At 62.8% G+C, this 23,019-nt stretch carries 19 protein-coding genes; 2 read left to right on the top strand and 17 right to left on the bottom strand.

Annotated features, from left to right (window positions below):
- Nucleotides 1–38 precede the first annotated feature (38 nt).
- From DW024_RS03555 to DW024_RS03510, 11 genes are all read right to left on the bottom strand, one after another.
- Nucleotides 39–575: a TadE/TadG family type IV pilus assembly protein gene (locus DW024_RS03555; protein WP_118376992.1), complete on the bottom strand. Its 537-nt coding sequence runs from the start codon at nt 573–575 to the stop codon at nt 39–41.
- Nucleotides 511–729 carry a hypothetical protein gene (locus DW024_RS09985; RefSeq protein WP_147352044.1) on the bottom strand — a complete coding sequence of 73 codons (219 nt, stop codon included), beginning with the start codon at nt 727–729 and terminating at the stop codon, nt 511–513. The genes DW024_RS03555 and DW024_RS09985 overlap by 65 nt, the downstream gene beginning before the upstream one ends.
- A 1-nt stretch (nt 730) precedes the next feature.
- Nucleotides 731–1,294 carry a hypothetical protein gene (locus DW024_RS03550; protein WP_147352043.1) on the bottom strand — a complete coding sequence of 188 codons (564 nt, stop codon included), beginning with the start codon at nt 1,292–1,294 and terminating at the stop codon, nt 731–733.
- A complete protein-coding gene (locus DW024_RS03545; protein WP_118288839.1) occupies nt 1,258–1,491 on the bottom strand; it encodes a Flp family type IVb pilin in 234 nt (77 codons plus the stop codon). Before DW024_RS03545 ends, DW024_RS03550 begins: the two co-directional genes overlap by 37 nt.
- A gap of 10 nt (nt 1,492–1,501) precedes the next feature.
- Nucleotides 1,502–2,143, bottom strand: coding sequence for a type II secretion system F family protein (locus tag DW024_RS03540; RefSeq protein ID WP_118066130.1), 642 nt, complete (start codon nt 2,141–2,143; stop codon nt 1,502–1,504).
- The gene (locus DW024_RS03535; RefSeq protein ID WP_118066132.1) at nt 2,140–3,066 is read right to left on the bottom strand and encodes a type II secretion system F family protein; all 927 of its coding nucleotides are present in this window, start codon (nt 3,064–3,066) and stop codon (nt 2,140–2,142) included. Before DW024_RS03535 ends, DW024_RS03540 begins: the two co-directional genes overlap by 4 nt.
- The gene (locus tag DW024_RS03530) at nt 3,039–4,367 is read right to left on the bottom strand and encodes a CpaF family protein (protein ID WP_118373003.1); all 1,329 of its coding nucleotides are present in this window, start codon (nt 4,365–4,367) and stop codon (nt 3,039–3,041) included. Before DW024_RS03530 ends, DW024_RS03535 begins: the two co-directional genes overlap by 28 nt.
- Nucleotides 4,364–6,013: a P-loop NTPase gene (locus DW024_RS03525; protein WP_118376990.1), complete on the bottom strand. Its 1,650-nt coding sequence runs from the start codon at nt 6,011–6,013 to the stop codon at nt 4,364–4,366. The genes DW024_RS03530 and DW024_RS03525 overlap by 4 nt, the downstream gene beginning before the upstream one ends.
- Complete coding sequence (cpaB, locus tag DW024_RS03520; protein ID WP_233541324.1) at nt 6,013–6,672, bottom strand: Flp pilus assembly protein CpaB; 660 nt, start codon at nt 6,670–6,672, stop codon at nt 6,013–6,015. Before cpaB ends, DW024_RS03525 begins: the two co-directional genes overlap by 1 nt.
- Before the next feature lie 252 nt (nt 6,673–6,924).
- Nucleotides 6,925–7,878, bottom strand: a complete 954-nt coding sequence (gene rsgA, locus DW024_RS03515; RefSeq protein WP_199576922.1) for a ribosome small subunit-dependent GTPase A — start codon at nt 7,876–7,878, stop codon at nt 6,925–6,927.
- A 458-nt stretch (nt 7,879–8,336) separates the two neighbouring features.
- Nucleotides 8,337–11,018 carry a cation-translocating P-type ATPase gene (locus DW024_RS03510; protein WP_118376989.1) on the bottom strand — a complete coding sequence of 894 codons (2,682 nt, stop codon included), beginning with the start codon at nt 11,016–11,018 and terminating at the stop codon, nt 8,337–8,339.
- Nucleotides 11,019–11,459: 441 nt separating this feature from the next.
- Here DW024_RS03510 and pyk point away from each other — a divergent pair, with 441 nt between their 5' ends.
- Nucleotides 11,460–12,920 carry a pyruvate kinase gene (gene pyk / locus DW024_RS03505; protein ID WP_117637393.1) on the top strand — a complete coding sequence of 487 codons (1,461 nt, stop codon included), beginning with the start codon at nt 11,460–11,462 and terminating at the stop codon, nt 12,918–12,920.
- Nucleotides 12,921–13,123: 203 nt separating this feature from the next.
- Here pyk and DW024_RS03500 read toward each other — a convergent pair whose 3' ends face one another.
- The 6 genes from DW024_RS03500 to pheS all read right to left on the bottom strand — a co-directional run bounded on the left by DW024_RS03500 (nt 13,124) and on the right by pheS (nt 20,798).
- Nucleotides 13,124–13,972 (bottom strand): hypothetical protein, encoded by an 849-nt coding sequence (locus DW024_RS03500; protein ID WP_118376988.1) that lies wholly within the window; start codon nt 13,970–13,972, stop codon nt 13,124–13,126.
- Nucleotides 13,973–14,050: 78 nt separating this feature from the next.
- Nucleotides 14,051–14,821, bottom strand: coding sequence for an energy-coupling factor ABC transporter ATP-binding protein (locus tag DW024_RS03495; RefSeq protein WP_233504140.1), 771 nt, complete (start codon nt 14,819–14,821; stop codon nt 14,051–14,053).
- A gap of 44 nt (nt 14,822–14,865) precedes the next feature.
- The gene (locus tag DW024_RS03490; protein WP_118377023.1) at nt 14,866–15,702 is read right to left on the bottom strand and encodes an energy-coupling factor transporter transmembrane protein EcfT; all 837 of its coding nucleotides are present in this window, start codon (nt 15,700–15,702) and stop codon (nt 14,866–14,868) included.
- Nucleotides 15,680–16,762 carry a cobalt transporter CbiM gene (cbiM, locus tag DW024_RS03485; RefSeq protein ID WP_118376987.1) on the bottom strand — a complete coding sequence of 361 codons (1,083 nt, stop codon included), beginning with the start codon at nt 16,760–16,762 and terminating at the stop codon, nt 15,680–15,682. The genes DW024_RS03490 and cbiM overlap by 23 nt, the downstream gene beginning before the upstream one ends.
- Before the next feature lie 325 nt (nt 16,763–17,087).
- Entirely contained in the window at nt 17,088–19,541 is a 2,454-nt protein-coding gene (gene pheT / locus DW024_RS03480; protein WP_118376986.1) for a phenylalanine--tRNA ligase subunit beta, read from the bottom strand.
- Nucleotides 19,542–19,721: 180 nt separating this feature from the next.
- Nucleotides 19,722–20,798 carry a phenylalanine--tRNA ligase subunit alpha gene (gene pheS / locus DW024_RS03475; RefSeq protein ID WP_055250566.1) on the bottom strand — a complete coding sequence of 359 codons (1,077 nt, stop codon included), beginning with the start codon at nt 20,796–20,798 and terminating at the stop codon, nt 19,722–19,724.
- Nucleotides 20,799–21,302: 504 nt separating this feature from the next.
- On the opposite strand from pheS, the gene DW024_RS03470 reads away from it, so the two are divergent.
- Entirely contained in the window at nt 21,303–22,877 is a 1,575-nt protein-coding gene (locus DW024_RS03470; protein ID WP_118376985.1) for a carboxypeptidase M32, read from the top strand.
- Nucleotides 22,878–23,019: the final 142 nt, after the last annotated feature.

Raw genomic sequence — 23,019 nt, 5'->3', positions numbered from 1 at the left:
TCGGACGGCGCGTCAAAACGCGTCTAGACCAGAAACGCTTAATCCCATGTAGCAATCCACGAATCATAATCTCCCTCCAGCCATTCGGGACGCGATTGATACGAGACATCGACCTTGAGCTCAACGTAGCCGCCCTCGGCGGCACCACCCATAGCCTGCGCAAACGCACCGATCACGGGCAACGGCTTGACCTCGCCGGAAACGGACACGGACGAGACGCCACCCGCACCGGCCCGGCCAAGCTCGATATCCCACGACAGCGGCCCGCCGGCATGAAAGATCGAAACGTTGGGCACTGCGGCAAGCCGGCGGCGGGTGAACTCCTTAAGATCGTCGTCCTCCGCCGTCGTCGTGGTCATGAGCCGCGCGGTCTCGGCGGCGGCAGACTCCATGACCGCGCGCGTATAAAGCAGGCACACCGGTTGCAGTGCGAGAAGGATGAGCGTCAAAAACGTCGGCAGCAAAAAAGCGGCCTCGACCGTAGACTGCGCCCGGTCCTCGCGCGCGATATCAATACAACGCGATGTCCTTAGCGCCCGCAGCGACGTCGATAACCGACGTCGAGGCAACGCCATGGGATGCCGCCCGCTCAACCAGCGCCGCCAAGCGACCATCGGTGCCAGCACGCCAAAGCCCCGCGATCGCCAGCACGATCGATAACAGCGCCACCGTGACGATGGCGTATTCCACAGTCGCTTGGGCAACCTCTTCACGCAGAACGCCATGCATTTCACGATCCCTCCTTTGAGCTTATTGTTTGCGGGACCAGACGCACGGCGCGCAGACGACACGAAGCATCGCCAGCATCCGCGGCAACCGTCACCATATCGACCCAACCGCGCCCATCGCGCACGATGGCGCCCCATACGTTGCCCTTAATATCGAGATAGCCGCTCAGGGCGAGCTGGGCCGTTGGCACCTCGCGGTAGGCGCGTAACATATCCGCCGCTGCCTCGGTCATCGGTCGGTCCTCGGACCATGCAAGCCGGACCGCAATCGCATTGTCCTCAGGCGAATCCGTCGCAGTGCCAGACCGCTTGTCGAGCGTCCGCAGAAAGGTTTGCGCCGTGACAGCGACATCCGAATCGTCCGCATCTCGCATCTCATCTTTTTGAGACGCCACCGCCGAATCTGAGCCCGAATCGAAGGCGGCCCCAGGACGCTGCTGCCGCGCGGCATTAAGCCCCCAAAGCACCGCCACTATCGCCACGGTCAGGCAAGCAAACACCAGCAGCACCCCGATGGGGCGCTCGCCCTCTACAGGCTGTTGATGCCCTCGCTGATAGCGTTCCATAGATCTTGGACCTTGCCTTTAAATGCAACGATGGCAATAATCGCGATCACCACAAGCACGCCCACCAAAATGGCGTACTCGGTGGTACCCTGCGCGCTCTCCTCCCGCAACAGCTCCTTGGCATGCTGGCGAGCGCGGATCGCCCGGCAAAAAGCCCAGTTCCAAGCCTTGTCAGCAACTTCGACCATCGTGTTCATGTATTCCTCCCTACATCATCCCGCCTGCTCCCAGCAGCGGGCCCAATATGGACAGAAGCAACGCCGGCAAGATGAGCGTGCCGGTGGGAATCAGCAGCTTGACGGGCGCACGTTCGATCTCGCGCTCGACCGCAGCGCGATGAGCCGCACGGATCTCGCGACTTTGAGCGGCCAGCGTCTCGGCAAGTGGGGCACCCAGGGCGAGCGCCTGCCCCACCGTGATGGCAAAGGTCTCGAGCGCTCGCACGTCCAGGTCGCGCGCGGCGGCCAACAACTCGTCCTCACGCGTGCCCACGCCCACCTGCCACGCCATGCAGGCGCGCTCAAGGCGAAGAGCCAGCACTGACCGGCGGTTGGCGCAGAAAATCTCAAGCGCCGCATCAAACGAAAGACCGGCCGAAAGACCCAAGCGCACAACATCGATCATCTCGGACACTTCGCCGAGCGACACTCGCGCCGGGCCGCCCGCTCCAACCGCGCCCTTCACTCGCGCGGTCAGAGCATCGACCACCGAGCAACCCGCAGCAGCGACCAGCACCGCCTCGCGCTTGCAGGCCCCTGCGATCTTGCGCGCATCCACCCGATCCAAACCCGTCGCGACAAATACACTCAGGGCGCACAGGCAAGCCGCAACTGCAACCAGGGCGCTCATAGCTCCACCCTCATAATGCGCCGGATAACCACCAGGGCAACGGCGTTGAGGGCAAGACCCAGCACCACAGCGCCCGCGCCGGCAGGCGTCGCAAGACCGCGACGAAAATCTGCCGAAAGCAGCGCCAACACCGCGCACATGCCCGCCGGCATCGCCGCGACCATATGCGCAGACATGCGAGCCTGCGACGTCTTAACATCCAGGCGGCGCTTGAGCTCAATGCGCTCCCCCACCATGCTCGATGCCTCGGACAGTAAGTCGGCAAGCGGAGCGCCGGTGCGCTGAGACACCTTAAGCGCCAAGGTCACAAGCGAAAGACCGGGGGCGTCGATACGCACGAGCAAGTCATCGAGCGCGTCGGTCGCCGAGATGCCGCAATCGATCGCCGCCGCCACCCGCAAAAACTCGTTATGCACTGGCTCTTGCGCATGAGCGCCCACAAAGCGCATGCCCTGGGCCAGCGAATGTCCCGAGGCAAGCGACATGGAAAGTGCGGTAAACGCCTCGGGCATTGCCTCTTCTGCATCGTGTTGCTCGCGCCGGCTCTCAAAGCCATCCCGAGCGGCACCAACGGCAAACGGAGCAACAAGTCCCAAGGCAAATCCGAGGGGCGATAACGACACCATCGTTAGTAAAACGCAGCAGACACCGCTCGATAGCAGCAGAAACGCCAAACGTCCCGAAGCATCTTCGATCACGAGGCCAAGGCGATGCGCCGGAGCCAGCGATGCCCACGAACGGGCGATCTTTTTCAGCAGATCGTTTTCCACCAGCTCACGCGGCAGCTTCTCTGCCACCGTCTCGAGCGCCTGACGTGCCAGCTCCGCCGGCGGTACCTGCGGCACACGAGGTTCCGCCCCGCACGCCGTCGCGACAGAAAGCCCTGCCAAGCCCCCTACGACGAGGGGCACAGTGATCTCCATTCGTCCACCTCCTCTTGTGTGAGCGTCCCCGACCGCAGGCCTTCTGCAATAAACGGCGGCTCGCGATCAAGCGTCCAGGTGCACTCGGCGGCATCGAACGTCACATAGCGCTCGAGCTCTACGCCGCCCGATGCGGCGCGTCGCACCCCCGAATACGAGGAGACGAAGCGCCTGCCATCGGCGTGGCGCTCGGACATCACGATGCCGTCGAGTGCCATGGCAATCTGCTCCTCGATGAGCTCGCTCGGCAGATCGATGCCATAACGTGCAAGCAACGTCAGACGCACCACGGTCTCCTGTTCTGAACCCGCATGAAGTGTGGTGAGCGACCCGTCGTGGCCCGTGTTCATGGCCTGCAACATGTCGCAGCACTCGGCACCGCGCACCTCGCCCACCACGATGCGGTCGGGGCGCATGCGCAGGGCATTAGTTACCAGGTCGCGGATCGTCACCGCGCCCTCACCCTCAATTGAAGCCTCGCGCGCCTCTAGGCGCACCACGTGCGGATGATGCGCAAACTTGAGCTCGGCAGAGTCCTCGATCGTCACGATGCGCTCGCCGGTGGAAATCTCGCATGACAACGCGTTGAGCAGGGTGGTCTTACCAGATCCCGTGCCTCCCGCAACCGCCAGGTCCTGTCGCAGCGACACCGCGCATGACAACAGCTGCGCATACCAAAGCGGCAGCGACCCCAGCCCCACAAGCTCGTCCAGCGAGCAGATGCGGTCCGAGAACTTTCGGATGGTGAGAATCGGTCCGTCAATCGCCACGGGCGGAATCACCGCGTTGACGCGATAGCCCGTTTTGAGGCGGGCGTTGACGATGGGGCTGCGCTCGTCGATACGGCGGCCAAGTGGCGAGATGATGCGATCGATAAGCACACGGATCTGCTCATCATCCTCAAACGCATGCTCGATGGGGTACAAGACGCCGCCGCGTTCAAAGAAAGCCGAGCGGCAGCCGTTGATCATGATCTCGGTAACGGTATCGTCCTCGATGAGCGGCTGCAACGGCCCCAAGCCCACCACGTCATCCAAAATCTCGTCGATGATGGTCTCGCGCTCGGGCGTCGCGAGATCGGTCGGCTCCTCAACATTGAGCGCCGCCTCCACCGCGGGACGCAATTCCGAGCGGGCAAGTGCCGGGTCGATATAGGCGCTGATACGCGCCACTTCGTCGTAACCCATGCGGTCCATCACGGCGCGCTTGGTGCGTCGTTTCACGGCGCGGCGACGCCCCGCATCTACAGGCGCTGCCGCCGCTGCAGCGCCGGCAGCCTTAATCCTTGTTTGCAGGCTCATCGCTGATCACCCTCGCGCGACCAGGGAAGGCGAATACGCGGGCGTTCAGTGCGCGTTGCACGGTCGGCGACCATATCGCTCCAGGGGCCGACGGCGCACCCCAGTTCCACGAGCATCTCGCGCGTGGCCTCGCGCACGCTGGTCGCAAAAGCGCTCGTCTGACCCACTGCCTCGTCAGCGCGTCCAAACGCCATGAGCGCGGCGAGATCCTGCCCGCCATCGGCGATACGAATCTTGGAGCTCAACGCACAGGCAATCTCAAAGCGCATGGCGACGTCCTCGTCTGCCCCGCGCGCACCGAACCGGTTGAACACGGCGCTCATGCGCGTGCGCGGCACACCTACTCGACTTGCCAGTTCAATGACGCGCGACGCCGATGTCGCGGACGACACCGCCGCATCGCCAACGACCAGGCAACGGTCGCTCGCTGCCACCGCAGCCGCCACGGCGTCGCCCCAAAAGACCGAGGTATCGATAAAGACCACGTCGGATTCGCGACGCAGAACATCAAGCAGTAGCTCCACCGGACGTGCCATGAGCTCGGCTTGCTCGGGAGCCGCAACGGGACCCCAGAGCGTAACGCCCGGCGCCACGCGCATCGAAGTGGCTACGATATCCGGCTCGGTGAGCGCGCCCGCCGCCGACGGCTCGATAAGTGCCGCCATATCGCGCGGAGCATCGACGCCTAACAAGTCGTAAAGGTTTCCAAACATCAGGTCCAGGTCGAGCACGGCGGCACGCAAGCCCAACAGCGACGATGTGTGTGCCATGGTGGCAACGATCGTCGACTTGCCGCAACCGCCCGAACCCGAAATGGCGCAGATGACCGGAGCTCGATGCGGCGGAGCGGCAGCGTCTGCCGGCGGCATCGGAGGCGGCGGGGCGGGCGTCGGTGACAGCGTCCCCGTCTCCCCCGCCGCAACCACACGCTGCGTCCAAGCCGGCATGGCGGCTTGCTCGGTCTGCGAGGCAGGCTCGTTCTGTGCAATCTGCTCATGCTGCATCAGCGACAACTCGCCGCACCCGGCAAAGCCCTCAACTTCGTCGAGTTCATCCGCCAGATTCACGCCGTGCACGTATCCCATATCTACAGCCGGGTAGTCGCCAGCATGCTGCGCCGGCCCTCCAGCGTCATCATATACAAGGGGGTTCCGGGGGCGCCGACCATGCTCGGCTTCCGCTTTTCCATAATCATCAACACGCGGGCCTCTTGTAGCGCGAGGCGCCCCGGGTTCCCTATCAACAAAAGCATCGGGCTCAATCGTCATGCGCCGATCGGAATCAACCGCTCCCTCGCCCGCGCGCCCGTTGCCGCATATACTGTGCGCAGCGATGACCTCGGTCGCCCCCGCGCGAAACAACCCCTCGATATCCGACGGATCGAGCGCTTCTATCAACACGACCACGCGACTCACGCGGCCTTCGGCCGTCAGGCGCGCAACAGTCTTGCGCACATCTTCGGCATCAAACAGAGACGCCGCGATGATGGCAGCCCCGCGGCGCGACGGAAACGCCCGCGCCATGGAAACCAGCCCGTCCAGATCACCCACGCGAAGCACCTGTGCGCCCGCATCACGACCCTCGACTTCCCGCTGCAACAGCCCGTAATCGCCGCACGCGCAGCACGCAAGCCAGATCGCCTTCATCACTCGTCGCCTCCGCTCTTTTTACCGCGCGCCGTGGCGGGAATCGTCAAGCTGACCGTTCCCTTGCCCGAGGCACCCAACAGTTCCTTGACGTCTTCGGGGTCAGCCGCCAGCGTCACCCATTCGATCTTGCCCTCGCGCGTGGCACCGGAATCCTCACTGGTATCGATCACGTGCGCGCCGCACAGCCGATCGGTTACGCCGTCTTTTTGCACATACACATCCACGTAGCTGCCCACGCCCGTAGCACCGCCGACCGAGTGCTCGGCATCGACCGCCACCGAAACGGCAACCTTGCCCTTAGGCACCTCGAGCTTGTGATTCTCGGCCTTGGTGTAGACATTGCAGATCACGGCGTTTTTGGGAATACGCGAAGTCGTCACGTCGCCGCGCACCTGGCGCAGCTCGGTCGCCGCGTCACGCGGCAGCAGACTCGTCAGCCATTCCTGGGTTATGACATTGGTCTCATCGAGGGTCTCGCCCACATCGATATCGCGCGCCGCGACGCATACCTCGACGCGATCGCCACCGTACTTGGCCAAGGTCTCAGCCTGGACCTGTTCGGCTTGCGAGCGGATCGACGAGCCGTAAACCATGCAAAGCAGAGCAGCGAGCACGCCCGCGACCAGACTGATGGCGATGCGCTTGCTCTTGTTCACGGCCGCTCCTCTCATGGCAGTGCCGGGCGAATGCCCGTACCACCATTGTCTGGGCGGTCAGAGCGCAAAGCGGCGCAATCGCGATCTTGGTTTTCGATGTCAAACCAATCGCTGACCAAAAACTGACCAGCCCGTCAAGCTCGTGGCAAGGTTTTGGTCAGCACGTCAGCAAACTGCATGTTTCGAGGCTTTTCCACAGCAAAAAAGCCGTCTCCCGAACAGTTGGGAGACGGCAGTCATAGGAAAAATCAATTACAGATGGACATCGGGATCGAGCATTTGAGCACTCACGCGCATGGATGACGCCAGGTTTTGGAACGTTTCCAAACGCAGACTGTCGATCTGCCCGGCGTCCTCGGCCTCGCGAACGGCGCAACCCGGCTCATGGGTATGCGTGCAATCGCCAAACCGGCACGCGCGCGATGCCTCGACAATCTCGGGGAAGGCGCGCGCCAGACCCCGCTCGTGACCCACGAGCGGTAAGCTGCGCAGGCCCGGGGCATCGGCGATCACGCCGGCGTCGCCCGGCAGCGCTACCATCACGCGCGCGACGGTAGTGTGACGGCCCTGGTCGTCGCGTTCGCGCACACCGCCGGTCGCCAACGTATCGTGGCCCAGCAGCGCATTGAGCAGCGTCGACTTGCCGGCACCCGACTCGCCCAGAATCATGGCGCAGCTCCCGGCAGGCACGCAGGCACGGACCTCGTCCAGGCCGCGGCCCTCGGCAGAGGACGTCACGATCACGCGCACGTCCGGACCCACCAGGCGGCGCACGCGGTCTAGATCGCGCTCGAGCTCCCCGGCATCGCAGCGGTCAGCTTTGGTGAGTACCACCACCGGTTCGGCATCGCAGTCGAGCGCCAACACCAGCGAGCGCGCCACGCGGTCGAGCAGCACCTCGCCGGCACCGAGCGCCTGCACGATTAGCACGCTATCCACGTTGGAGCAGAGCACCTGGCGCTCTCCGCGGGCACGGCCGCGCCAACGCTCAAAGCTCGTACGGCGCGGCAGCACGCACTCAATCACGCCCATATCGTGCCCGGGAGCGCGGCGCACCGCCACACGATCTCCCACGGCAGGCAGCAGGACCTCGTCCTCGCCGCGTGACTTGGCAAACCCCACAGCATGCTCGGCACGAAACGTGTCATCGGCAGTCGCCACCAGTGGAAACCCGCGATCCAAGCGCACCACGGTGCCAAGCTGCATCTGCTCGGGTTCCTCAGCATGTGCGCAGAAATCATCAAAGGCAGCCTGCTGAGCTTCATCGACCGGCAGGTCATCGAACGCCGGAACGTCCTGCAGCGCGTCGAGTCCCGGCACGCTTGCCAGCAGCTCCTCAGCAGGTGCGGGAGCCTCGGTCGCGAGCTTCCGACGACGATCGCGCTTAGCCCGCGCCCCCGTCGTCTTTTTCTTCGCCTTAGCCCTAGCCTTGCCCACAAGCGCCTCCCAGCACCATAAATCACAACTGAGCAGGTATTTTCCCACAAAAAAGAGTCGGTCGAGCAAACGCTCGACCGGCTCACACACTTTCCCTCAGCTCATGGTCCCGAGAGGTTATCCGAAGGCCCGACGCCGGGAGGGGTTTCTTCTGAGCGATCCCGCAGCGCGAAGCGCGAGGACCAGCGAAGAAGAAAACACGCAGGGGCGGGCCCGGACAGGTTAACTTACTCCTTCTCGACCGCGCGCATGATCGCCTTGTAGATCTCCATCAGCGGGATGATCAGGAAGGCAAGGCCCAGCGCGGCAAGAACGCCCTTGAGCTCAAGCGTCACGGGGCCAAAGAACATCTCGGCAAGCGTCGGCTGCACGGTCACGATCACCGTCAGCACCAGTGCCAGCGCGGCGGAAGCCCACAGCCACTTGTTCTGCTTCTTCATGGTGAACAGCGACGCACGACGGCTGCGCATATTGAAGCAGTGGAAAATCTCGACCATGTTGAGCGTGATGAACGCCATCATCACGCCTTCCTCGTCGGCATTGCCGGCGATCATATCGGCGATGTGGATGTAGCCCATGTCAAAGTACACGCCCACAAAGAAGCTCGCCAGCACCAGCACGGTGATGATTAAGCCCTGGACCACGCAGTCCAGACCCATGTTGCCAGCAAAGACGCCGTCCTTGGCGTTGCGCGGCTTGCGCTTCATGATGTCGCCCTCGGCATCCTCCATGCCCAACGCGAGCGCAGGGAAGCAGTCGGTAACCAGGTTCACCCACAGCAGCTGCACCGGCTGGAAGATGGTAAAGCCGATGAGCGTGGCGATAAACACCGAGAAGACCTCGGCAAGGTTGGCCGAAAGCAGGAACTGGATGACCTTGCGGATGTTGTCGTAGATGCGACGGCCCTCTTCGCAGGCACCGATGATGGTGGCGAAATTGTCGTCGGCAAGCACCATGTCGGCGACGTTCTTGGTGACATCGGTACCGGTGATGCCCATGCCAACGCCGATGTCGGCGCGCTTGATGGACGGGGCGTCGTTGACGCCATCGCCTGTCATGGCCACGATCTGGTCGCGCGACTTCCAAGCCTCGACGATACGGGTCTTGTGCTCGGGCTGGACACGGGCGTACACGCCGTAGTCTTCGATGTGCGCGTCGAGCTCCTCGTCGCTCATGCGATCGAGGTCGGCACCGGTGATGGCATGGCTGCGATCGGTGACGATTCCCAGCTGCTTGGCAATGGCCACGGCGGTGTCGATATGGTCACCCGTGATCATGACGGTGCGGATACCGGCGTCGTGCGCCTCGCGGATAGCGTCGGCCACCTCGGGACGGACCGGGTCAATCATGCCGGACAGGCCGCAGAAGACCAGATCGTGCTCGAGCGCAGCGGGGCTGCAGTCGCTCGGGACCTCGGTGTAGGTGCGGCTTGCCAGCGCCAGCACGCGCAGGGCCTCGTCGGCCATGGCCTTGTTGGCCGCCACGAGCTCGGCGCGGCGCTCCTCAGTCAGCGGAACGACCTTATCGCCCTCGTAGATATGGGTGCACAGGCCGATCACCACGTCGGGCGCGCCCTTGGTGTACTGCTCGTACTCGCCGTCCAGGGTCTCGACGATCACGGACATCATCTTGCGGCCCGAGTCGAACGGGGCCTCGCCCACGCGCGGGTGCTCGGCAGTCAGGCCAGTGAGGCCCGCCTTGCCGGCATCGTTGACGAGTGCACACTCGGTCGGCTCGCCCACGGCCTCGCCCAGCTCCTCGTCCCACTGAGCATCGGAGCACAGTGCCATGCCGGCCAGGAACTTCTCCTTGGGCGCAGCGAGCTCGTGCTTGACGACGGTCATCTTGTTCTGGGTAAGCGTGCCGGTCTTGTCCGAGCAGATGGTCTGCGTGCAGCCAAGGGTCTCGACGGCGGAAAGCTTACGGATAATCGCCTGGCGCTTGGCCATCTTGGTCACGCCGAGCGACAGCACGATGGTCACGACGGCGACCAGACCCTCGGGAATGGCAGCGACGGCGAGCGAGACGGCAACCATAAAGGTGTCGAGCAAGGCAGTCGGGTCGGTGAGGACGTTGCCCACGCCGTGGCGGAGGATGTCGACGCCAAAGATCACGACGCAGATGACAATAACCATAATGGTAAGGATGCGGCTGAGCTCGGCGAGCTTCACCTGCAGCGGCGTGAGCTCTTCCTTGGCCTCGGCAAGAGCGCCGGCAATCTTGCCCATCTCGGTGTTCATGCCGGTGCCGACCACGACGGCACGGCCGCGGCCGTATACCACGGTGGAACCCATGTAGCACATGTTCTTGCGGTCGCCGAGCGGCACGTCGTCGGTGCCGGCGGCGAGCTCGATCACGTTGGCATGCTTCTCGACGGGCACGGACTCGCCGGTAAGGGCGGCCTCCTCGATCTTCATCGTGGCGCTCTCGAGCACGCGGCAATCGGCCGGGACGGAGTCGCCCGCCTCGAGCATGATCACGTCGCCAGGCACGAGCTCGGCGCTCGGCAGATGCACGAGCTTGCCGTCGCGCAGCACCTTGGACTGCGCCGCGCTCATCTCCTGCAGGGCCTCGAGGGCCTCCTCGCTCTTGGCTTCCTGGACCACGCCCAGCACCGAGTTGACGATAACGACGAACATGATGATGGCGACATCGGCAAAGTCCGCCTCGCCCTTGACCACGCCCGTAAGCGCGCTGATGACGGCGGCAACGATCAGCATGATGACCATGGGGTCGGCCATCTGCTCAAAGAAACGCTTCCACAGCGGCGTCTTCTCGGCTTCCTCGAGCTTGTTAGGGCCTGTCTTGGCGAGGCGCGACGACGCCTCGCCGTTGCTCAGGCCGAGGTTCTCATCGACACCTTGGTCGCTGAGCACCTCCGCCGCGGCGGACAGGTATTCCTTTTGCATATAGAGTCCCCTCCTGGGATTCGGGCCACTCAGCAGATTGATGCCCGATCATAATTCCCAGGAGAAGGGCAAGGGCTCATCAAGGCTGCCGTGCTGAGCGGCAGTTGATAGTGGAGCTATGGTACCCCAAAGCGACGCGTCTAGCCAAAACAATCGGTTTGGAAATATGGTCCGCACGCAACGGTGCAGACCGTGTGATGCTCAACATTGGTAAAACGTTTTTTCTTCGGCACATCGTCAAACTGAAATATCGCCCAGATAGCAGCGGTTAGAGCGGTTGGTAAAGATTTTCATATACCGTTTTTCTCGCAAAAAATGAACTTCCATTTCGGCATACGGTCGATTTTTTGGGGTATTCGGTCGGCATTTCGTTATAATCATTTCGGTTTTATTTCTTATGGTTTATCTATCAGCGCAAGACGATGTCAGATGGAGGTCTGAATGTACAAGCGCACCAAGATTGTATGCACCATGGGTCCCGCCTGCGATAGCGACGAGACCATCCGCGAGATGATCAAGGCGGGCATGAACGTCGCCCGTTTTAACTTCTCGCACGGATCCTACGACGAGCACCACGGTCGCATCGAGCGCGTCCGTCGTATTTCCAAGGAGCTCGGTCTGCCCGTCGGCATCCTGCTCGACACCAAGGGCCCCGAGGTCCGCACCGGCCTTCTGGTCGATGGCAAGAAGGTTGCCGTCAAGACCGGCGACAAGATTGTCGTCACCGCTCAGCCCACGTCCGAGGATTTCCACGGCACCGCTGAGCACATCTCCCTCGACTACCTGGCTCTGCCCTCCGAGGTCGAGAAGGGCTCCCTCATCCTGATCGATGACGGCCTGGTTGCCCTCGAGGTCGAGTCCGTCAGCGGCCAGGACATGACCTGCGTCGTTAAGAACGACGGCCTGATTGGCGAGCGCAAGGGCGTCAACATGCCCAACGTCAACATTTCGCTGCCCGCCATCACCGAGCGCGATCGTCAGGACATCCTCTTTGGCCTGACCGAGAACATCGACTACATCGCCGCTTCCTTCATCCGTGACGGCGAGTCCGTCCGCGGCATCCGCAAGCTTTGCCGCGAGAACGGTGGCGAGCACGTGACGATCTTCCCGAAGATCGAGTGCGCCCTGGGCGTCGAGAACTTCGACGAGATCCTCGAGGCTTCCGACGGCATCATGGTCGCCCGTGGCGACCTGGGTATCGAGATCAAGCCCGAGCTCGTTCCGCACATCCAGAAGGAGATCATCGCCAAGTGCAACGCGGCCTACAAGCCCGTTATCACCGCTACGCAGATGCTCGACTCCATGCAGCAGAACCCGCGCCCGACGCGCGCCGAGGTTGCCGACGTTGCTAACGCCATCTACGACGGCACCGACGCCGTTATGCTGTCCGGCGAGTCCGCTGCCGGTAAGTACCCGGTCGAGGCCGTTAAGATGCAGGCCAGCATTGCTCTCGAGACCGAGAAGTACCTCCCGGCCCACGCTCCGCTCGAGGTTCCGGCCGACGCTCACGGCACCCGCGTCGTCAACAACGTTGTGGGTATGTCCGCTGTGAACATGGCCACCACCGTTGGCGCCAAGTGCATCACCGTGCCGACGACCACCGGTCGTACCGCTCGCCTGATCTCGCACTTCCGCCCCAACATGCCGATCTGCGCGTTCTCCCGCCACGAGTGGGCCGTCCAGCAGATGATCATGTACTGGGGCGTTATCCCGCACCAGGCCGAGATTACCCAGGGCACCGTCAACGGCACGATCGTCAAGGCGATCGAGACCGCTAAGGAGCTCGGCTACGTCGAGGCTGGCGATTTGACCGTCGCTACCGCCGGCGATCCCCGCATGAGCGTCCAGCTCGAGGACAAGGTCTCCTCGACCAACGTCGCTTACGTCGCTCAGGTGCGTTAAGTCGTACTTGCAAGCATGTTTGCATTGCAAAGGGCCCGGAAGGCATTGCCTTCCGGGCCCTTTTTTAAGACCTTCTTCATATGCAGCTTCATCGATTTGCGTTCAGTCGCAAGCCTCTCCGATGCCGAGCGCACCACCGAAGATGCCCTGCGGCGGGAGCTATTGGTCGATTGGGATGAGCTGTTCGCCGTTAAGCCGGCCAGCTAGCAGCTAGCGATCAGGGGGACTGCGGGAACGTCAGAAGCAGCAACGCGAGCCGCAAATCCCGCCTCGGTTAGCTCGATGACCTCGGTAAACGTTGCATCGAAAAACTCCTCGGTCAGCAGTCGATACGGCGGATGATCGGGCTCGCCGGGGTTTTCGCGTACAATCTCGTGCATGACGCCGATAGTCTTGAGCACATATTCTTTATGGATGGGATACTGCCCAAAACGCGTCGCAGCGGTATAGAGGCGATCGGTCGCACGCGGAATGGAAACGATGCCCAGCGTCTTGCCAAACCAGTCAAAATCACCCTGCTTTTTAATGCGGAATTCCTCGCACGGCTTGCCGCCGTGTACTTCCAGATACTGGTTCACACGCGTGTTCCATACCGTGTCGGCCACCAGATGCGACCAGACGCCCAGCGTTAAATCGAGCAGCGACTGCGCCACATCTTCGGACGCAAGCGAGAACTCACAGGCGCCGGGACCGACAACCGGCTCGGCATCCCTGTAGCGCTGAGGATAGTGCACGCGGTTCAGTCGCCCGCGCTCCTCGACAATCGAGGTAGCCTCAGCAGGTTCGCCCGCGGATGCGCCTTTAAGCAGCGGCGCCACATAGGTATCCCAGAACTCGTGCTCGCGCGGCTTAGGGATAGGCTCGGGCTTTGCAAAGTGCGTAATGCGGTACGGGATGGGATCGGCGATGCCAGGAACCATATAGCCCACGAAGATATCCGGAACCACGCAGCCAAACAAAAAGGCATTGCGGTCGCGCACGCTATCGGCAAGCACGCTAGCACGTGCCAGCAAGCGCTCCGTTTGAGCGATATGAATGTTCCAACTTGGCATAGCCACCCCCATAAAACCTGGTTAACTATACCATCACGGCAGAGTCGCACAGGCGGCCATACATACCCTACGCAGCAACTATTCCGCAGCACCGCTTTCGGTTCCATACGACGGCACGGGCGCCTCGACCACATGGTGATATCGATCGATATAGATGGCACGGGCCCCCAGGCGGCGCACCAAATCTTGATGGTGCGTACTCATCAAAACCGTCTTACCGGCAGCAACGTAGGCCAGCAAAAAGTTGACTACGATGTGGCACGAGTCCTCATCGAGCCCGTTGGTGGGCTCATCGAGCACTAGGATATCGGGGTTCATCGACACCACCGCAGCCAGCGCAACGCGCTTCTTTTGCCCGCCCGAAAGCTGATAGGGCGAGGCATCGACCAGATCGGCAACCTGGAACAGCTCCATGGCATCGCGCACGCGGCGCTCGAGCTCGTCTGCCGGCAGCCCCATCTGCGCGGGACCAAACGCGACCTCCTCGCCCACCGTAGCGCAAAAGAGCTGCGCATCGGCATTCTGGAACACAAAGCCCACGCGCTGATGAAAACGCTGAGCGGCTGCGGAATCCTTGAGATATGCCGCATCGATCACGTGCCCGTCAAACAGGTACGCACCCGCGTCCGCTAGTTCAAGACCGTTGATAAGGCGCATAATCGTCGTCTTACCGCAGCCGTTGGGACCGAGTAGGGCAACGAGTTCACCACGATCGACCTGCAGCGACACACCATCGACAACCGTATGCCCCGCATAGGAGAACACCACGTCGCGGAACTCGATGAGCGGCACGCTCTTGGCGCCAGTAGCACCGCTCGCGCCCATCACGCCATTCGTATCGTTTGCCAAAACGTCGCCCTTCCCTATCCACATCGACGGCTCGGCCGCCCGCGCTACAGCACCGCGCACAACACGGCGAGCAGCACCACGACGGCCGCATAGACCGCATCACGCCAGCCAAACCCGGCGCGCGCGGGTGCCGGATACGCACCGGCAAAGCCGCGGCAAAGCATAGCCTCGTCCATCGCGCGGCTGCATTCCATCGCCTTGATAAACGTCATGCCCATGATACCCGCCAGCGAGTCGGTGCGCGAAAAACCCGCAGGCGCGGAACCGACGCTGCGCAGCATGACCGATTCGCACAGATCGTGCGCCGTGCGTCCCAGCACCTCGATGTGTTTGAGCGCCATATCAAACGTAAAGATAACTTCGTCGGGTAGATGCAGCATCTTGAGCGCCGCCGACATGCGGCTCCAGGTAAGCGTCCATGAAACGCCCAGCACAAGCGACACATTAATGAACGTCTTGAGCGCGATCTTGAGCATGGCGCCCGTGGCAGACGCGCCTAGCAGCAGGGCAGGCAGTGCCAGAACCACCGCAAGCCCCGTGGCGCCGAGCGCCGGAACAAAGGTCGCACGCAGCCCGCGTACGGGGCGCACGGCAACGAGCACCAGCGCGATGGCCGCCATCAACATGAGGTACAGCGGGCTTTGCGTCAGACACACGCACAGAACGCAGACGAACATCCCCACCAGGCGCACCGGAGCCGAAACGCAAGAAAGGGCGCGGTCGACCATCGACCCGCCCTCGTTCGCGCCTCCACCCAGGCGAACCCGCTCAAGCAGGCTCGCCAGGTGCAGGACATTCTTTTGCATTACACGATGCCGAGCCCCCGCGGGCTCGTAACACTGCTCGACCGCAAGCCAGCTAGGCAGCTCGGCTATTGCCATGAGCACCGCTTTCCTTGACCGTCAGCGAGACCAGGCGGAATGCGATGGTGAGCACCGCCACGCCAATCACGCCCGAAAGAATATACATCGCGGCCTGGCCGGCAAAGCCAAGGCCCTGCTCCTCGGAATAGGCCTGCAGATAATCGCCCGTGGGCAGGGCGTCGGCAAAGGTCGGGGTATCGAGGCCGACCGAAGCCTGCAGGCTGTCGTCGCCAGCCTCCTGAACGGCGGTCGCGGCGCCCTCGGCGTCCCACTCACCCCAGGCGTCACCGGTGGCGAGCAAGCCGATCGGCGTAGCCACGACAAGCACGGCGACCAGAATGAGCGTGGGAATCAGGGAAGTCTTCTTGGCGGTACCATCGGCGGCAAGCTGGCCATCGGCGGCTTCGGGGCCGACGATAATGCTCGGCGCCGTCTTCTTAATGAAGCCGTAGATGGCGGCCGTCGCCACGCCCTCGATCACGCCGGCAACCAGCATATGCGGGATCAACATGGCCGGAATAGCCACGGACAGCGGGAAGGGGCAGTACAGAGGGGCGCCCGAAGCGTTGGTGAAGAGCATCGGCTGAATACCAAACTCGATTGCCGCGCACAGGGCCGCCAGGCACAGGCCGACCCAACCGCTCACGATGGCAGAAACCGAGGTGCCCCAGCTCTTGTCGTGCAGACGGCTGTTGAGCGCACGGAACACGATAGCAGCGACAAACGGCAGCACAAAGGCCATGTTAAAGCAGTTGGCGCCAAACGACAGAACGCCGCCGTCGCCAAACAGCAGCGCCTGCAGCGCCAGCGCGACCGAGACAGCGATAGCCGCGGCCTCGGGGCCCAGCAGCAGCGCGATGAGTGCGCCGCCGACGGCGTGACCAGTGGTGCCGCCGGGCAGCGGCACGTTGAACATCATGAGCAAAAAGGAGAACGCAGCGCAAATACCCAGAAAGGCCATATGCTCGCGATCGAGCGTGGCGCGTACCTTTTTGATGCAATGGACCCAAACGGGCACCATCGCCACCGCCATAACGGCATCGGTCTGCGGGGACAGATAATTATCGGGAATATGCATGAGCCCTCTCAATCAGAACGTTGCGTGTTACGTTTCCAACAATCCGTAACACCGACTCTGCATACTAACAAAAAGGCGCACCGCCCACAACGCAGCACGCCCTTGCAATACGTACGTTATTAACCCAGGTCCACGCACCGTCCAATAAAGGCCCATGCACTCCCAACTTTCCGGTCACCCGGAAGAAGGTGCGGTCCGCTCGCAACAAGGTTAACGCAGGAATCCGCCCCCGAGAGGGGTTTTCTAAGGCAACATCCCGCAGCCGCGAAGCGGCGAGGACGTTGCCGTGAAAACCCCGCAGGGGGCGGGTTCCGAACGGCAAAGATTACGAGCGAACCTCGCCGTTTACGCCCTTGCATACCTTGGTGACAATCTTCTGGTACGCCTTCTCGACCTCTTCGCTGGTAAGCGTATGATCGTCGGAGCGATATGTAAGCGCAAAGGCCATGGACTTCTTGCCCTTGCCAATGCGAACCGGATCGCGGTAGACATCGAACAGGCGCACGCCCTCGAGCAGCTTGCCGCCGGCGCTGGTAATACGGCGCTCAAGATCCTCGCAGGTCACAGTGTTGTCGACCACGATAGCGAGGTCGTGCTCAACGGCCGGGTACTGCGAGAACTCACGGTAGTTCTCCTGGTTGCGGGCGCCCTTGATCAGCTTATCCAGGTCGAGCTCAAAGGCAACGACGACCTCGTCAATGCCCATAGCCTCGCGCGCCTCGGGGTGAATCTCGCCGACCCAGCCCAGCACGGTACCGCCCGAGAGCACCTCGGCAGCACGACCCGGCTGCAGGAAGGCATAGCTCTCGCCCTCGACGGGACGGAAGCGAACCTTCTCGATGCGCAGCTGGGCGAGCAGCTCCTCGACAATGCCCTTGCCAAAGAAGAAGCGCAGCTTGCGGTACTTCATGTTCCAGGACTGCTCGCTCCACTGGCCCGAGAGCACACCCGCCACGGACTTGGTCTCCTTGGGCAGGCTGGCGTTCTCGCGACCGTGGAACAGGTTGCCGACCTCGTACAGGTGCACGTTGGCCGTGCCGTGGGCCTCGTTGTAGGCAACGGACTGCAGCAGGCCCGGCAGCAGCGAACGACGCATCTCGGTCTGCTCAGCTACCAGCGGATTCATGAGCACCACGGGGCAGCCGCGGCCCTCGGTGGCCATGCCGATCTTCTCCAGGTCGCCCGGGGCGGCAAAGCCAAAGGTCGTGGTCTCGTTGAGGCCGCAGGCGCGCAGGATCTCGCCGACCTTGCGGGTGAGCTTCTGCTCGCGGGTCAGACCGCCGATGTGGTTCTTGGCAGCCGGGATGGTCGCCGTCACACGGCCCATGCCCCACAGGCGCAGGACCTCCTCGATCAGGTCAATCTCGCGCGGCAGGTCGGGACGGAAGCTCGGCGGGGTGACCATAAAGTCCTCGCCCTCGCGCTCGACGGTGCAGCCCAGACGGGTGAGCGAACGCTCGATAAAGTCGGGCTCGATGTCGGCACCGCAGATGGCGTGCACGCGGGCTAGGCGCAGCTTAATGCTGTCGATGGTCTTGGGCGCGGGGAACACGTCCACATAGCCGGGAGCGACCTCGCCGCCGGCAATCTCTTCGATGAGCGCGCAGGCCACGTTGGCCACATCCACGCAGCCGGTCTCGTCGACCTGACGCTCAAAGCGGATGGAGGCGTCGGAGATCAGCGACAGGTCGCGGCTGGTGTGCGAGGTGCGACCGGCATTGAAGCAGGCACTCTCGACCATCACGTCGACGGTGTCGTCCTCAATCTCGGAATCCATGCCGCCCATAACGCCGGCCAGCGCCACGGGACGCTCGCCGTCGGTGATGAGACCCATGCCGGCGTCGAGCGTGCGCTCCTCGCCGTCGAGGGCCGTGAACTTCTCGTCCTGCTGGGCGGCGCGAACCACCACGCGGCGATGGCCCTCGCGCTCGGCAAAGGTTGACAGGTCAAAGGCGTGCAGCGGCTGACCGGTGAGCATCATCACGTAGTTGGTGATGTCGACGATGTTGTTGTGCGGACGCACGCCCAGGGCGTTGAGGCGCTTGACCATCCAGTCGGGCGACGGGCCAACCTTCACGTTGCGCACGATGCGGGCAACGTAGCGGTCGCACAGGCCCTCGTCGGCGATCTCGACGGAAAGCTCGTCGTCGGTCGCGCGGCCAGTCTCCGCCTTGATGGCGGGCAGATCAACGTGGAAATCGCGGTCGAAGATGGCGCCGGTCTCGCGGGCCATGCCGATCATGGACAGGCAGTCGGGGCGGTTGGGCGTGATCTCGCAGTCGAGCACGGTGTCGCTCGAGCCCACGTACTCGGCAAACGGCATGCCGCAGGGCGTGTCCTCGGGCAGAATCATGATGCCGGAGTGGTCGCCGCCCAGGCCGAGCTCGCGCGCGGAGCAGTTCATGCCCATGGACACGACGCCGCGGAGCTTGCTCTTCTTGATCTTGATGTCGCCGGGCAGCTCGGCGCCGATCATGGCCGTGACGATGTGGTCGCCGGCCTCGAAGTTCTGCGCACCGCAGACGATCTGCAGCGGGGCGGGGTTGCCGTCGGCGTCGAGGTTCTTGTCACCCACGTCGACCGAGCATACATACATATGGTCGCTATCGGGGTGCGGGGTCTTGGTGAGCACCTTGGCGGTCACCACGTGGTCGAAGGACTCGCCCACGGTGTCGATCGCCTCGACCTCGGTGCCGGTACGGATATATTCGTCCGAGAGGGTCTTAGGATCCTCCGGAATATCGATCATGGTCTTGAGCCAGTCGTAAGAAACGCGCATCTAACTGGTCTCCTTTCATCTGTAACGCCTGCAATAAACAGTCGGAAAACTCCAGCTACGGAGACGGGTTTCCGAGGTGCCGCAGATTGCCTTGAAAGAGGAGGGCCGCGTACTTAGGTACGCAACCGACGATTGAAAGGCAAGGTGCGGTGGCTCGGGAAGCCGCCGGGACAGGTCGACTTAAAATTGGTTCAGGAAGCGCATATCGCCTGTCATGAGCGTTCTGAGGTCCGGCAGGTCGTAGCGCAGGGCCGCGACGCGCTCGGCGCCAATACCAAAGGCGAAGCCGGTGTACTTCTCGGGGTCGATGCCGCAGTTGATCAGGACGTTGGGGTCGACCATGCCGCAGCCCAAGATCTCGATCCAGCCGCTGTGCTTGCAGAAGTTGCAGCCCTTGCCGCCGCACACGTGGCAGCTCACGTCCACCTCGCAGCTGGGCTCGGTGAAGGGGAAGAAGTGCGGGCGGTAACGCGTCTTGCGATCCTCGCCAAACATGCACTTAACAAAGTAGTCGAGCGTGCCCTTCAGGTCGCCAAAGGTGATGCCCTCGTCGACGACCAGGCCCTCGATCTGGTTGAACTGCGGCAGGTGGCAGGCATCGGCCGTGTCGGGACGGTAGACGGTGCCCGGGCAGATCATGTAGATGGGCGGCTTTTGCGACTCCATGGTGTGGATCTGCACGCCCGAAGTCTGGGTGCGCAGCAGCACGTCGGACTCGCCGTGGGCGTGAGCCTCGGGGTGCGCGACGCTGCCGGGGTTGTTGTCGACCACGTAGAAGGTATCGCGAGCCGAGCGGCTCGGGTGATCCATGGGAGCGTTGAGCGCGGTGAAGTTGTAGTAAGAGGTGTCGACCATGGGGCCGGACTCGACGGTGTAGCCGATGCCGCAGAAGATGTCCTCGGCCTCCTCGATGATTTGCTTGATCAGGTGCTGGTGGCCGATCTGCGGACGGATGCCCGGCAGCGTGATGTCGACGGCGTCGTGCTCGAGTGCGCGCTTGAGGGCGGCGGCCTTCATCTCGGTGTTTCGCTCGTCGAGCATGCCCTCGATCAGCTGGCGCATCTCGTTGGCGCGCTTGCCCATCACGGGACGATCCTCGGGGGCGAGCTTGCCCATCATGCGCATCAAGCCGGTGATACGACCCTTGCGACCGAGCAGCTCAACACGCGCAGCCTCGAGCTTGGCGGCGTCATCGGCGCCTGCGACGAGCTCCTTGGCCTCTTCCTCGAGTTTGACCAGATCATCAATCAGACTCATGTCTTCCCTTTCGTCTCTCGCGCATCCACTTGCCGCGGCGGCTGGAGCCACCCGGAGCTGCGGATGTGCGGCCCGGTTCGGTAACAAAAAAACCGCCCTCGGGCATGTGCATTGCCCAAGGACGGTTGAATTCCGCGGTACCACCTTGTTTGACCCGGCGGATGTCTGGCCCGCCGCGCCCACTCTGTGCCCCTTGTCGCGAGGCTCACGGCTTCCCTACTGGGGCTTCGCCGCCGCTGGCCGCGTGCCCGTTGAGGTCGCTGCTCGGGAGTGAACGCTTGGCCCTTGTCACCGCAGGAAGGCTCGCAGCCCATGACCTTCCCTCTCTTGCCGGCGACGCGGCGGGCAAAACCCTCTCCGTCAACGCATTGGGCTATAGGATAACACATTCTGCGTGTGCATCGCCGCGTTCCGTTTTGTTCGCACTGGGTACAAGGCAGGTAGCTGTGCAAACTGGCCGCGCGCCCACCCGAAGCGCTCGGCTCACGAGATCAAGGATATGGTATGGGAAAGAAACTCGATAAGAAGGCCGAGCCTGCAGCGGGCAAGACATCCAAAGGCATGAAGGTCGATAAGGCCGTCAAAAAATTCCGCAAGCTCGAAGGCAAGCTGTGGACTCGCGAGTACCTGCTCAAGATTGCCGAGTTTGACGGCGCGACCATTGCTCCCGCCAACGGCGCCGCGGCCCGCGCCGATGCTATGGGCACCCTTGCTGGCGAGCATCACAAGCTGCTGACCAGCAAAAAGTCTGTCGAACTTGTGCGCTCGCTGGCACGAGAGACCGTCGCGGGCGGCAAGATCGACGACCCGCAGCTGCTCAACGAGATTCGCGTACTCGGCCGCGACCAGCGCGAGGCAAGCGTCATCCCCACCGAGGAAGCCGAGGCCTGGACCAGGCTCACCTGCGAGGCCGACGCCGTGTGGCACAAGGCCAAGACGGCCAATGACTGGGCGAGCTTTGAGCCCTATGTGGATAGAATCGTCGCCCAACTTAAGCATCAGGCCGAGCTCATGGACCCCAAGCGCGACCCATACGATGTTTGGCTCGACCAGTACGAGCGCGGCCTTTCCGCCAAGAGCTTCGACGCGTTTTGCGATGAGGTCAAGGCGACGGTCGTGCCGCTCGTGCACGCCATCGGCGAGCGCGGCCAGCAGCCGGCTGCCGACTTTTTGCACGCCCACGTGCCAGAGGCCGCCCAGCGTGCCATGAGCTTCGACCTTATGAAGCTTGTCGGCCTGGACCTGGACGACACCACGCTTGCCTTTACCGAGCACCCGTTTAGCGAGGGCTTTTCCGTGGGTGACGCGCGCATCGCGACGCACATCTACGAGGACGACTGCATCTCCAACGTCTACAGCATCATCCACGAGGCCGGTCACACCATGTACGAGCTGGGCGTGAACCCCGCCTACGCGCGCACCTGCCTGGAGGGCGGCACCTCCATGGGCATCCACGAGAGCCAGAGCCGCTTCTTTGAGAACACCGTGGGCCGCAGCCGCGCCTTTATGGGACCGCTGCTCGAAGTGCTGCGCCGCCACGTGCCCGAGGTCTACGGTAGCGTGGACGAGGATACGCTCTACCGCGCCGTGAACATCGCGCAGCCGTCGCTGATCCGCACCGAGGCGGACGAGCTCACCTACCCACTGCATATTATGGTGCGCTACCAGATCGAGCGCATGCTGTTTGCCGGCGAGGCCACGGCCAAGGACATCCCCGCGCTTTGGAATCGTTTTATGGACGAGTATCTGGGCATTCCCGTTCCCGACGACACGCGCGGCTGTCTGCAGGATACGCACTGGAGCGGCGGCTCGTTTGGCTACTTCCCCACGTATGCACTGGGTAGCGCCTACGACGCCATGTTTGTGCCGGCCATGTGCCGCGACGGTGTCGACCTCAACGGCGCCTGTGCGAGCGGCGACTTGGCACCCGTCCGCGCGTGGCTGGGCGAGCACATTTGGCAGTGGGGCCGCGCCAAGGACGCGCCGGAGCTCATCAAGGGCGCATGCGGCATGGCGTTCGATGCCCGCTACTACTGCAGCTACCTGCAGGACAAGTTCACCACGCTGTACGAGCTGTAAGGATTGACCAGCACGCCATCGCCAACGCCAACCATGTTGACGCCGATGTCTTGGCAACGTCAGCGAAAACGGCCCCAAGCGAGCAAGGTGACGTGAAATCAGAACCACCCTTAAAAAGGGTGGTTTGCTCTTAGGGTATAAC

It is taken from the genome of Collinsella sp. AF37-9, assembly GCF_003475115.1.
Taxonomy (GTDB): Bacteria; Actinomycetota; Coriobacteriia; order Coriobacteriales; family Coriobacteriaceae; genus Collinsella.
The sequence above is the reverse complement of the archived record's forward strand: the minus strand, read 5'-3'. Positions and strand labels throughout refer to the sequence as shown.